Genomic DNA, 11,988 nt, shown 5'->3' with positions numbered 1-11,988 from the left:
AGCATGGCCGTTGTGGATAATTTGCCCAGAATTGTGCAGCCTCCGGGGATTTTGAATGAACCAAGGTGAACCGGGAGTGATTTTTCACCGGAGGGGATGGTTGGCGGTGCAGCCCGAACCCTTCCGTCACGCCTGGATTGAGGTTTCCGAGATTCGCGCCGTTCCACGCGGCGACCGGCTATACTCCCTGGGTGACCCGCCCGGTGGAGTCTACGGTATCTCCGAAGGCTTCGCGGATGTCATGACCGCGTCGGGCTACGAACCGCCCGTGCTCGGATTTATCGCCCGCCCTGGTTGGTGGGTCGGAGAGGCTGCCGCGCTCACAGGCTCCCCGCGCCGTGTTGAAATCCGGGCGCGCACCGACCTGCGTATTTGCTTTGTTTCACTGCAGCGCCTCGAAGAACTCGAAACCGTATTCCCGGACTTGTGGCGCCGCCTCGCGCAGTTGACCGTGTTGCATCTCGACAATGCGCTGATGTATGCAGCCTCACTGCTTAAGGGAGACGCGCGGACCAAGATTGCCAGCACTTTGGTGCGGCTTGCGGGCCCTGAGATGCTTCATGATGCGGAGACTTCAATCCCGTGCTCGCAACAGGAACTCGGCGAGATGGCCGGTCTTTCACGCAACAGCGTGGGCCCTGCCTTTCGGGGTCTCGAACGTGATGGCCTGATCACACGGGAAGCCTATGGCTCGATCACCTTCAACCCGGTGCACCTGTCGAAGATGATGGAAGTCAGCCTGGAGAGCGGGAACCGGTGATTGGGCAAGAGAACTGGCCAGGTGAGCCTCACCACCCAGGTGCCCTCCGCTTCTGTCCTGCCCGACCAAAATAGCTTCGAAAGGCACCTTCGGTTGGCGGAAACGCTCGGGCAGCGGCTGAGGACGCGACTGACTGGGCGTGGTTCGACGCTCTGGCGGATGCGCTGGAAGCGGCATCTTACGCCGTCGCGGCGGCCGATCTGCCGGCTGCGGGCATCGGCGCCCCGCACATCCGCCAGCGGCTGTTCTTCGGGGCTATCGCGTTGGAGCGAGGCAGGCTGGGCAACGGCCTCGGCGCGGGATTACAAGGATGGCTCGGAGTGTCTGGTTGTTCCGATCAACGCGCTGCTCGGTCGGCAGGTCTGGCTGACGGGCTGGCCGACGGCGATGGCGGGCTCAACCGCGACGGAGCAGTACAACGCGGCCGGCAACACCGATGCGAGCCGCAGGACAGTGAAGCTGGTGGATTGGTCGAAGGCGCCGACCCCGCCGGAACCGGCCCGACGGAAGGCGTCTGGCGAGATCCGGACTGGCTCCTCTGCCGCGATGGTCGCTGGCGGCCCGTTGAGCCCGGAACATTCCCGCTGGCTGTTGGGATACCCGGCCGCATGGGGCTCCTGCGGGGCTATGGCAATGCGATCGTGCCGCCGCTCGCGGCGGAGTTCGTGACGGCGTTTCTGGAATGTCTGCCGGAGGCGCAGCTATGAAGCAGAGCCGGACCATGTCGTTGGTCGAAGCCATCGCCAACGTGTCGGTCGGGTATGGCCTCGCCGTCGGGACCCAGATCCTGGTTTTCCCTGTTTTCGGCCTGCACTCTACGCTGGCGCAGAATTTGAAGTTGGGGGCGGTGTTCACGGTTGTGAGCATCGCGCGGTCGTTCGCTTTGCGTCGGCTTTTCGAGGCCTTACGGGCGAAGGCCTCAGGCGCCTGATCGGCCGAACCGTCAGATGGAGAAGCTTCCAAATACTTTCCCGAACTTTTCGACTCCGGACTTCCCCAAGAGGGTCAGCTTGTTGTGCAGCTTGTGGCCGGGAGATGCATTCCGGGCTTCTCGTTCCCAAACCTTCGCATCGACCTCCCAGACATCGAAGTTTGTTCCATCTGGCGTGAAGGCACAAAGGACCACATCAACTCGTTCGAGAAGGGTATTCAGGCATCCCCATTGTGTGTTTCGCCCTTTGGCCGTGCGCAATGTTGCCCTTCGACCATCGGGTAGCTTCAGTTCGGTTGCTACAGGGCTCACAAGTTCACCGATCTGACTTGCAAGGGCCCGACCAGCGGACATCCCGAACTCGTAGCCCTCGCGCCCCGAGACTTCGTCCCGTTCGCCGCCCGGCTTGGACGGCTTTTGGGACTCGTTCTTCGCAACCGTTGGCAGAAAACTGTCCAATGCACGGACGGCGACAGAGGCCGCCGAAAGGCTAGGGTTGTCAATCAGGAACCTTCCGAGACGTGATGCCATGTCGGGATCCAGTCGGACTGTAATCGAATCTACCATCTGCAACCTTTCAAGAGGGGTGATGCATACTTCTTGCAGAGTGGGGCTGACTCGTCAAGAGGTATGATGCATACCTCTTGAACAGGCTTCACGCAGTGCATTTTGCAATTAATCGACGTGATAAACCCTGCCGCGGCCTTCGACCTTCTCGGAGGTGATCGTCAAACCCAACTTCTTCTTTAGCGCGCCTGACATGGCGCCGCGGACGGTGTGAGCTTGCCATCCGGTGGCGGCGACGACCTCGGCGATTGTCGCGCCTCCCTCGGCACGAAGCATCTCGATGAGCAACGCCTGTTTGGTGCTTTTGCGTCTCTGCACCGGAGCTTCAGCGGCCTGTTCCGGCGCAGCGTCCTTCGGGTGTCGCTGCAGCCGGCCACGGCGCGCATCCTGCAGGTGCTGATGCATGCGAAAGGTCCACTCTCGCGCGAGACCATCCAGCGGCGGGCCGATGGCGGCCGGCTGAGCGAGTCCAGCCTGGACGCCATCGACGTGCACATGGTCCGCATCCGCAAGGCGCTGCCGGAGGATCTGGAAATCCGCACCCATCGCGGTTTCGGCTACGAGCTGGTGCGCCGCGGTGCAGGCGCCGCATGACAAGCATTCAATCATGGACAGCACGATAGACCTGCCGGCCTTCCGCCGGTCGGCGGAGCTTGCGCCGAACAGCATCGATGCCGAGACCCGCAGCGTCGAGGTGATCTGGTCGACCGGCGCCCGGGTGAGGCGCGCCGCGCTCTTTGGCGATACTCGACCAGGTCGCGGCCAAGGCGGACGAGACCCGGACCATCCCCCCATGTCTCGATCCCGCTCGGCGGGCGCGACGCCACGGTCACGCGGCGCGAGGCGATCTCGAACGCGCTCCTGCACCGATACAGCCCGACGCTCTTCCCGCTGGAGGACGCCGCCCGCGAATACCGCGGCATGACGCTGATGGAACTCGCCCGCGAAAGCCTCGAGACGGCCGGCGCCAGAACTCGCGGGCTTTCCCGCGACGAGGTGGCCACGCGCGCGCTGCACTCGACCTCGGATTTCCCCGAGATCCTCGCCGCCGTCACCACAGATGCAGCGTCGAGGGATGCCCATGCCGGATCGACTTCTCCCGCGCCGAGGCTGCGTTGATCGCCTCGAGCGGGATGGCAACTTCGATGAGTTTCTTCTTGTAGGGGGTGGTCATACGAGGGCCTTCAAAGTTTCGTCTTGGGCCAAGGCGTCGGCGGCCTGCTGATCGAGCGTGACCCAGATGACGGCACCGCTCTTGTGTTGGTAGGGAACCGGACGTCTCAGGCGAACCGCGTTGGACATAATCCACGCGTGCCGGTGTCTGGCGAACTTCCTCGAAAGGAAAATATCCGAAGGAATGTGATGCTTGTCGGCGTCTTACCCAATGGGCGGCGATCCGGGCAAAATACAGTGATGCACTGATCAACACCTATCTGAACCGCTTTCTTGAGGCACAGGTTGTGGCGCTTGGCGAAGGGATCGAAACGCAGTTCTGGAGGCTTTGTCAGGTTGCTGATGTCCGGCTGAATTTATTGGTGACGGCGAAGGTCACGCAGTCAATTCGTTGGAATAACCGGTCCACAGCGAGAGTGCGTCGTTCCTCGCGTGGCGGTATGAGACAGCGGACAGGCGGTGGCGCTTCGGGCGAAACAGACAGGTGGCCTGGTCATGCAAGGATAGAAACTGCTTTGCCTGGCGCGGGGATTTGAACCGACCCATGATCTTCTCGCGTCTTCGTGTTTGCCGGTGGGAGGCCTCGCTTCGGTTGTTCAAACCCTTGTGCTGGCTGTGCTCGATCCCGGGGGCGATTTCTGCCTTGGCTGCACCCTAGGAGCGCAGCTTGTCCGTCACCAGCACACGGGGTTGGCCCCAAGGTTTTATCAGTTTGCGGAGAAATCGGCGGGCCGCGGCCTTGTTGCGTCGGGACTGGATCAGGATTTCGAGCACGTCGCCCTTGGCGTCGACGGCCCGCCAAAGCCAGTGGCTTCGGCCCTTGATCTGGATAACGACTTCATCGAGATGCCATTTGTCTGCCGGCGCTGAACGGTCACGGCGGATCTTTGCGGCCAATGGTGCCCGAACCGGAGCACCCAATCCCGGATCGTTTCGTACGACACTGTAACCCCGCGTTCAGCCAACAGGTCTTCGATGTCGCGCAGGCTCAGAGCGAAGCGGTGGTAGGCCCAAACGGCGTACCCGATGGCGCTCCGTGGAAACCGGAAGCCTTTGATCCGGGACAAACCTCTGGTGTTCAGCATGACAAAGAACTACCCCGCCGATGCGGCGTCAGGCCTGTCAATGCAACAGACCCATCAATGAGGCTGCCGAGTTCACGCGGGCACTGGGCTTTTCGCACCAAACAAAGACAAGAACCGGTTCGTGGCGATCCTGGCATGGGTTTGGCATGTCGCCATGTCGGGTTCCGGCAACTGTCCGATGGCGCGGCGTGCCTGCCGGTCGCCGATCAGGAGGAAGATAAAGGCTTCGGCGGCGTCGGACGCGTCGGTGAAGGCGCCGAAACTACGCTGTGCTTTCAGCAACGATGTAAGCATCGGCACAACGGTGTTCCGCCCGTGTTTCGCAATCGACGCGCCAAGTTTGCCAGAGGGGTCCGCCATGGCGGCTCGGTTCAGTTCGATTGCGCTGTCCGACAAGGCACCTTTCAGCAGGCTCGCGCCGAAACGCGCCAGCTTTTCATCCAGCGGGCCGTCATCGACCAGGGCCTTTTGCAACTGATCGAGACCCGCAGAGGCGTTTCGCTTTACGATGGCGGCAAAGAGTCCGTTCTTTTCGCCATACCAGCGATACAGCGTTTCGTTTGACGCTTTGGCGCGCTTGGCGACCTCCAGCATCGACGTGCCCGCATAGCCTTTTTCGACGAGGACCGCCAGCGCTGCCGCTTCGATCTGTATGCGGCGATCCGCTCTACGGCTTTCCTTCATATGTTTGGCCCCTCCCCTCTGGACAATATCCGTACAAGTAATTACGTGCGACAACAAGTGTAAACCTGATTACGGATATTGAAATGACCTATCAGCTTTCCATTAACGGACGGGTTCGCGAGTTTGACCTTGCCCATGCCGACACGCCTCTCGTCTTTGTCTTGCGCGAAACGCTCGGGCTGACGGGGACAAAATATTCGTGCCTGCAAGGGCTGTGCGGGGCCTGCACCGTACATCTTGACGGCAGCCCGGCCCGCGCCTGCCGACTGACTGTCGAGGATGTGGCAGGGATGGACATCACCACGATTGAAGGTCTGTCCGAAGACGGCTCGCATCCGGTTCAGAAGGCCTGGCTGGAAGGTCAGGTGGCGCAATGTGGCTGGTGCCAGCCGGGACAAATCATGCAGGCCGCCGGGTTTCTGAACGAGGTGCCAAAGCCTGATTTGAGCGAGATAAAGGCCGCCATGGACGGCAATATCTGCCGCTGCGGTGCCGGTCCGCGCATCATCGAGGCGGTCGCCCGCGCGGCTGAGATCGCGCAGGAGGCAGGCCAATGACCGAGCGCAGACGTCTTTCCCGCCGCGCCTTTCTTGCCCTGGGCGGGACGGCAACCGTGGCTGTCGCCGCAGGAGCCACGGTCTATGCCTTGCAGGCCGAAACGCCGCTGACCGGGCAAGCGATCAATGCGTTTGTCGCAATCACGCCCGACGGTGACATCGAATTTGTCTGCCCGGGGCAGGATATTGGCCAAGGCGCGCCGGTTGCCCTTGCCATGGTGCTGGCAGAGGAGGTCGGCGCGTCCATGGAGCGTGTCCGCATCCTCCCCGCCCCGCGCGATGCTGCGCGTTACGGCAATCCGGATTTCTCGGGGCGCATGGTGACGGCGGATTCAAAGACGACGCTCGGGTATTGGCCTATGCTGCGACTGGCCGGTGCAGAATTGCGTCTGGCGCTGATCGAAACCGCTGCACGCCGGCAGGGCTGGACTGCGCGCGACTGCAAGACCGAAGCGCATGCAGTGGTCCATGTGCCCACTGGCGAAACACGGGGCTTTGCCGAGGTTATTGCCGCCGGCCGATTGCGGATGCCCGGCGCTGCCCAAGGCGATCTGAAGCGGGCCAAAGACTTTGACCTTCTGGGGACAAGCCCGCAGCGTCCGGATGCACTAGAGATCGTGACCGGAGCCAAGCGTTTCGGCACCGATCAACCGCGCGGCGGGATGTCCTTGGCGGTTCTGCGCCGCAGCCCGCATCTGGGCGGCACCGTGGTCGCCCTAGATGCCACGGCTGCTTTGGCGACCTCTGGCGTGTCGGACGTGCACCAGCTTGAAGACCAGTCCGCCGTCGCGGTGGTTGCGTCGAGTACATGGGCCGCGATCAAGGGGGCCAAGGCGCTTGAGATCACATGGTCCGACGCCCCGGATTTCGACAGCGAAACCGAGCGCAACGCCCTTGCCGCTGCACTGGATGACACGCAGGTCGCGCCTGTCGCGGTGCGTGGCGCTCCGATGCGCAGCGCAACGCCCGATGCCGCGATGTTCTATTCGCCGACGCTCAGCCATGTCTTGCCGGAGCCGCTGATTGCGTCGGTCGAGGGGCGCAGTCTGGGGCTTGGGGCCTCGACCACCAGCGCAACGCAGTCGCTCGATCTGGATATGCGCTACGGCGCGCGGACCTGGAAAACCGCGCCGTTCATGTTGGAAACGCAGGCGACGCCCTCGGGCGGTTCCTACGGTCGGCGGGTGCTGAATGACGTCGTGCGCGATGCCGCCGAGATTGCCAAGGCTATCGGCCGGCCGGTGCAGGTCATCCGTCCGCAACTGGACGAGATGATCCGTGGGCAGGTCCGCCCGGCGGCTGTGCAACGGCTGTCCGCCCGGCTGGACGATGCGGGGCGTCTGGTAGAGTGGCGGCACGAGATCGCCTCGGACGGGACATTGGCCACGCATCTGCCCTCGTCCATGAAAGGGGCAAACGGTGATGAGGACAACACCGCCACCGACGGCGCAAGCCACCCCTATATCGGTGAGGATCAGTCTATCAGCTGGACCAGAGTGGTCTCGATGCCCTCACCCGGATTTCTGCGCGGCGTTTCGGCCAGCTATACCGTTTGGGCGATCGAGACCACGATCGAACGGCTGGCCCGCGACGCGGGGCTCGACCCGCTGCAATGGCGGCTTGATCACCTTGAGGATGCACGCCTGCGCGCTGTCATTTCGCGCGTGGGCGAGATGTCGGGTTGGAGCGGCAGTGATCGCGCATTTGGGCTGGGTGCGATGATCTTCCGCGAGGCCCGGATTGCTACCGTCGCAGAGGTGACAGGCACCGAGGTCACGCATCTGTGGATCGCGGTCGACGTCGGGCAGATCGTGCATCGAAAACAGCTTCTGGCGCAAGTCGAAGGCGGTGCGATCTGGGGCCTGTCGCAGGCCCTGTGTGAAAAGCTGACCTTCGCAGAGGGGGTCGCAATGATCGCCTCGATTGCCGACTACCCGATGCAGAGCAACGGCACGCTGCCGCCGATCGAGATCGAAACCGTTGAAACGCCGGGGCTCTCCCCGGCCGGGGCGGGCGAGATCGGCGTCCCCGTTACGGTTGCTGCCATTGCCAACGCCATGGAAGCGGCAACAGGTGTGCGCTTTGATGCACTGCCGCTGGCTGTCTGAAAGGAAGAAACGTGGATCATAGAAAACGCAAATTTCTGAAATACGGGGCTTACTCCGCAGCGGCAGCGGCTCTTGCCGGGGTTGGCTGGCAATTCAGACCGACCTTGCCCAACGATGCGCCAGCCGACATTGCGCTCGCGGATGGGCAAGGCGACAGGCTGTTGATTGTCTATGGCTCGATGCTGGGGTCGACAGGTGGCCAAGCAGCTTGGATGGCAGAAGTGGCACGCACCGCAGGGTTTCGCGTCGCTTTGTTTTCAGCCGAAAACGCCCCCGCGCCGGACGGTTTCGACAGGGTCATGGTGGGCAGCGCGATCCGCGCGGCCGCATGGCTTGAACCGGTTGTGAATTGGACGGCAGCCCATGCGGAAGCCATTGCCACGCGTCCCCACAGCCTGTTTCAGTGTTCGATGACCTGTGCCGGAATGCTCTTGGGAAATCAGGGCGGCCCTCTGACCACCGATCAAAGCGCGCAACTGCAGCGAGACACCGATAGCCTGTTTGCGGCGGCGCCGGTACTGGCGCAGACCGATGTCGCGTTCTTTCCGGGCCGCCTGGATTTCGACCGGCTGACGCCGGTTCTGCGTGTCGGCTATCCCTTTGTTGCGGGGTCCGTCATGCAGGGCGATTTCCGGGATCGGGAGGCCGCCGAAAGCTGGGCCCGATCCAGCCTATCGAAGGATACTGGCTGACGAACAGGTTCATTCGCAACGTTTAGATTGTCTGACGTCAGCGCCTGTGGGACAGATTTGGTGTTTTCGTAACGGAGGATTTCTGGTTCATCGCAGCCACCGTGGAGCGAAGATGAACACGAAATCCGGAACATCGAAGGATGCCGCTGACAAGCTGGTCAACTCGCGGCATCAATGTCTCTGATATCCCGCCGGTTAATGCAACGGACCCCAATGAAGCGTTGAAGCAGCGCGGATCGCTGTCGATCTGGTTTGATCCAGAGATGACGTGCCGACCGCCACCGACCGGGAAACGCGGCCGGCAACCGAACTTCAGCGACGCGGCGATCCAGACCTGTCTGACCATGAAGGCGCTCTTGGCATGCCGTTACGGCAAACGACGGAGTTCGTGCAAAGCCTTCTGAAGCTTGTCGGCATGGACTGGACAGTGCCGGATTTCAGTACCCTGTGTCGCCGCCAACGAACGCTGAACGTGCGCATCCCCTATCGCGGCGGGGCGGGTCCGCTGAACCTGCTGATCCCTTCTCGGGACATTGCTGCGCAATGCCCTGCCGGGCAGCGGACAGCACCGGCATCAAGGCCGAAGGCGAAGGCGAGTGGAACGCCCGCAATCATGGCGGCCCGGAACGGCGTATCTGGCGCAAGATACATATCGGGATCGACGAGGAAACACTGGAGGTCCGGGCGGTCGCGATCACCGGCAACAACATTGGTGACGCGCCCATGCTGCCCGAGTTGCTGAACCAAATTCCACCCGATCAGGACGTTGGGTCAGTGACCGCAGACGGGGCCTATGACACGCGCAAATGCCATGACGCGATTGCTGCTCGCGGTGCCCATACCGTCATCCCGCCCCGCAAGAACGCCATGCCGTGAAAGCCCACCAGCGCGGGGCCATCGCCCGGAACGAAGCGGTCAACGCATCGCGCTATCTGGGCCGAGCACTGTGGCGGCGATGGAGCAGATATCATCGCCGAAGCCGCGTCGAGGCCAAGATGAATTGCATCAAGCTTCTTGGCCAGTCCCTGATGGCAAGAGACCTTGGTCGGCAGGTCGCGGAAATCCAGGTCCGTGTCGCCGTTCTCAACCGCTACACCGCTCTTGGCATACCTGTCACAGAGCCCGTAGGATAAGTCCGTCCAGCGAAAGGGGAGGTCCGGCTCTCAGACGACTTGTGCAACAAGGCCGTGTCCCGCAGTACCGTCTACAAGGCGCTGGTCAGTGGGGATGGCTGAGAATGACCCGACTACGGATTTTGGGAAAGGGGCGCACGGTCGCTGTTCTGGGGTGGCTCGCGCTATCGCTCGCGACCGTGGCGGTCATGGTCGGTCTCGAACGGCAACGCCTGTTCACGGAATTGCAGACCGAGGCGGCGATCCTGCACCGCCTGGCCTCGCAGCGGGCCGACCAGCACGATGCGCATCTGACATCGCTGTCGGCCCTGGCCGTGGCGGGCGAGGCCGAGCGTCAGGATCTTTTTCTGGATGTCGCCGCAACAATCCGGCGCTTCTATCCCCGGATCATCGCCGTCGATCTGGTTCCTCTGGGGACTCCCAGCGGCTACCTGACGACGCGCCCCGGTCTCCCGCCCGATCTCGCCGAAATGATTGTTGCCGGCGCGAAGGCGTCGAATGGCGAGCTCATTTTACGGCCCGCAATCGAGGCGCGGGGCAGTTACCTTGTCATCAAGCGCAGCCCCAATACAGACGATGCCCGTTTCGGTCTGGCTCTCACTGTGGATACGCAGGGGCTTCTGGCCACGGATGACGATTTCTGGATGCGACCCTCGGTGACGCGCCGCCTGCGCTTGCCGGACGGCGCGGTGCTGTTGGGTTCCGGCGCGGCGCCGGACGCGATGTCGTTCCAAAAGGCGCTGGGCAGCGTCTCGCAACCGCTGATCCTTGAAGCCGGGATTTCGCCGCGTCTGGCCGATCTTTTGCCGGTCGGTCGCGTGTTGGGGATACTTGTAGCGCTGACGGTTCTTTATCTGCTGGTCGTGCTCGGGCTGCGGCAACTGGGGCGGGCACGTCGGGCGGAACGTCAGGCGCGGCTCAGCGCCGACGAAGCCCGTCTGGCCCATGCCTCGCGCGTCAACGCCTTGGGGGAAATGGCCAGCGGCATGGCGCATGAACTGACTCAGCCGCTGACTGCGATCCTGTCACAGGCTCAGGCAGGCCGGCATCTGGCGCGGCGGGGGGATGCGGATGGATCGGAGACCAGCCTTGCGCGGATCGTCGAACAGGCGAAGCGTGCCGCCGCCATCCTCGACCGGCTGCGCGACTGGACCCGGCCGCAATCGGAGCGGGGCGAGGATGTGCCGATCAACGAGGCCATCTGGAATGTCGAAGCCCTGCTGCGGCGCGAGCTGGAAACGCGTGGCGTGACCCTGACGACAGATCTCGCCGATACACGCGGCGTGTCGCTGCACCTTGACCGGATCGCGCTGGAACAGATCGTGTTCAACCTGCTGCGCAATGCAGTGGAGGCGGCAGATGAGAGCGCAGATCGCTGGGTGCGGGTCGCGAGCGAAACGACCGGGACCGGCATCATCGTGGAGGTCGCCGACAGCGGACCGGGCGTGCCGGAGAGCATCCGCGAGCGGGTGTTCGAGCCCTTCGTGACGGGCAAACAGGACGGCACCGGGCTCGGGCTGGCGCTGTGCCAGCGGCTGGCGGAACGCATGGGTGGCGAGCTGAGCCTGGCCGAGGATCGCGCGGAAACGATGTTCCGTCTCTGGCTCCCCCGGCCGGCGTTGGAGAACCGGGAGGCCGCGGAATGAGCCTGCCGGTCTATCTGGTCGATGACGATGACGCGGTGCGCGAGGCGCTGTCACTGCTCATGCGCACGGTTGGCCTGTCCGTGCGCGGTTTCGCCGGCCCCGAGGCGTTTCTCGGCGCGCTCGACCGGCTGGAGCCCGGCTGCCTGATCCTCGATATTCGGATGCCGGGGATCTCCGGCCTCAAGCTGCAGGAGCAATTGCGTACCCGCGGACTGGACTGGCCCACTGTCGTCATTTCCGGCCACGGCGACATCGAGGCCTGCCGCCGCGCCTTTCGCTATGGCGCCATCGACTTCCTCTCGAAACCGGTGGACGAGCAGGATCTGATCGACGCGATCCAGAAAGGCCATGCGGAACTGGAAGCCCGGCGTCGCGAGGTCTCGGAAACGGACGAGGCGCGTCGCCTGGTCGCGCAATTGACCGATCGTGAGCGGCAGGTGTTGGACATGGTCGCAAAGGGCCTGACGACGCGCCAGATCGCCGATGCGTTGTCGCTGTCGCCCCGAACCGTAGACAGCCACCGTGCCGCTATCGGGGCCAAGACCGGCACGACCTCGGCCGCGGAACTTACCCGGCTGTGGCTGGATGCGGGACAGGCTCAGTAGAACTACGGATACTGCCGCAAGAGCTACGAATACCGTGGATCATGGGT

General features: G+C 63.1%; 12 protein-coding genes and 2 pseudogenes. 9 read left to right on the top strand and 5 right to left on the bottom strand.

Annotated features, from left to right (window positions below):
- The first annotated feature begins 55 nt into the window (after positions 1–55).
- Both C6Y53_RS07530 and C6Y53_RS07525 read left to right on the top strand, forming a co-directional pair.
- Positions 56–760, top strand: a complete 705-nt coding sequence (locus C6Y53_RS07530) for a Crp/Fnr family transcriptional regulator (RefSeq protein WP_106471875.1) — start codon at positions 56–58, stop codon at positions 758–760.
- A gap of 703 nt (positions 761–1,463) precedes the next feature.
- Positions 1,464–1,691 (top strand): DUF7220 family protein, encoded by a 228-nt coding sequence (locus C6Y53_RS07525; RefSeq protein ID WP_106471874.1) that lies wholly within the window; start codon positions 1,464–1,466, stop codon positions 1,689–1,691.
- Between the two features lie 12 nt (positions 1,692–1,703).
- On the opposite strand, the gene C6Y53_RS07520 is transcribed toward C6Y53_RS07525, so the two are convergent.
- Positions 1,704–2,222, bottom strand: coding sequence for a hypothetical protein (locus C6Y53_RS07520; RefSeq protein WP_149615488.1), 519 nt, complete (start codon positions 2,220–2,222; stop codon positions 1,704–1,706).
- A 144-nt stretch (positions 2,223–2,366) separates the two neighbouring features.
- A complete protein-coding gene (locus C6Y53_RS07515) occupies positions 2,367–2,534 on the bottom strand; it encodes a DUF3489 domain-containing protein (protein WP_425300352.1) in 168 nt (55 codons plus the stop codon).
- Here C6Y53_RS07515 and C6Y53_RS21440 point away from each other — a divergent pair.
- The gene (locus C6Y53_RS21440) at positions 2,469–2,852 is read left to right on the top strand and encodes a winged helix-turn-helix domain-containing protein (RefSeq protein ID WP_425300351.1); all 384 of its coding nucleotides are present in this window, start codon (positions 2,469–2,471) and stop codon (positions 2,850–2,852) included. The two genes, C6Y53_RS07515 and C6Y53_RS21440, sit on opposite strands and share 66 nt — an antisense overlap.
- 457 nt (positions 2,853–3,309) lie before the next feature.
- Here the strand turns inward: C6Y53_RS21440 and C6Y53_RS21435 are convergent, their stop codons facing one another.
- The 3 genes and pseudogenes from C6Y53_RS21435 to C6Y53_RS07490 form a co-directional block, all read right to left on the bottom strand.
- The gene (locus tag C6Y53_RS21435; protein ID WP_211299490.1) at positions 3,310–3,432 is read right to left on the bottom strand and encodes a DUF1156 domain-containing protein; all 123 of its coding nucleotides are present in this window, start codon (positions 3,430–3,432) and stop codon (positions 3,310–3,312) included.
- Positions 3,433–3,806: 374 nt separating this feature from the next.
- Positions 3,807–4,516, bottom strand: a pseudogene (locus C6Y53_RS07495) (IS6 family transposase).
- A 72-nt stretch (positions 4,517–4,588) separates the two neighbouring features.
- A complete protein-coding gene (locus C6Y53_RS07490) occupies positions 4,589–5,200 on the bottom strand; it encodes a TetR/AcrR family transcriptional regulator (RefSeq protein WP_106471873.1) in 612 nt (203 codons plus the stop codon).
- Positions 5,201–5,283: 83 nt separating this feature from the next.
- Here C6Y53_RS07490 and C6Y53_RS07485 point away from each other — a divergent pair, with 83 nt between their 5' ends.
- The 6 genes and pseudogenes from C6Y53_RS07485 (at position 5,284) to C6Y53_RS07460 (ending at position 11,941) form a co-directional block, all read left to right on the top strand.
- Positions 5,284–5,757 carry a (2Fe-2S)-binding protein gene (locus tag C6Y53_RS07485; RefSeq protein WP_106471872.1) on the top strand — a complete coding sequence of 158 codons (474 nt, stop codon included), beginning with the start codon at positions 5,284–5,286 and terminating at the stop codon, positions 5,755–5,757.
- Positions 5,754–7,865: a molybdopterin cofactor-binding domain-containing protein gene (locus C6Y53_RS07480; RefSeq protein ID WP_106471871.1), complete on the top strand. Its 2,112-nt coding sequence runs from the start codon at positions 5,754–5,756 to the stop codon at positions 7,863–7,865. The genes C6Y53_RS07485 and C6Y53_RS07480 overlap by 4 nt, the downstream gene beginning before the upstream one ends.
- Positions 7,866–7,876: 11 nt before the next feature.
- Complete coding sequence (locus C6Y53_RS07475) at positions 7,877–8,557, top strand: flavodoxin domain-containing protein (protein ID WP_149615487.1); 681 nt, start codon at positions 7,877–7,879, stop codon at positions 8,555–8,557.
- Positions 8,558–8,697: 140 nt separating this feature from the next.
- Positions 8,698–9,690, top strand: a pseudogene (locus C6Y53_RS07470) (IS5 family transposase).
- 104 nt (positions 9,691–9,794) lie between these two features.
- Complete coding sequence (locus C6Y53_RS07465) at positions 9,795–11,336, top strand: sensor histidine kinase (RefSeq protein WP_244614971.1); 1,542 nt, start codon at positions 9,795–9,797, stop codon at positions 11,334–11,336.
- The gene (locus C6Y53_RS07460; RefSeq protein WP_106471869.1) at positions 11,333–11,941 is read left to right on the top strand and encodes a response regulator transcription factor; all 609 of its coding nucleotides are present in this window, start codon (positions 11,333–11,335) and stop codon (positions 11,939–11,941) included. The genes C6Y53_RS07465 and C6Y53_RS07460 overlap by 4 nt, the downstream gene beginning before the upstream one ends.
- Positions 11,942–11,988: the final 47 nt, after the last annotated feature.

It is taken from the genome of Pukyongiella litopenaei, assembly GCF_003008555.2.
GTDB classification, from domain to species: Bacteria; Pseudomonadota; Alphaproteobacteria; order Rhodobacterales; family Rhodobacteraceae; genus Pukyongiella; species Pukyongiella litopenaei.
Note: the sequence above shows the minus strand (reverse complement) of the source record. Positions and strands in the feature narration are given on the sequence as shown.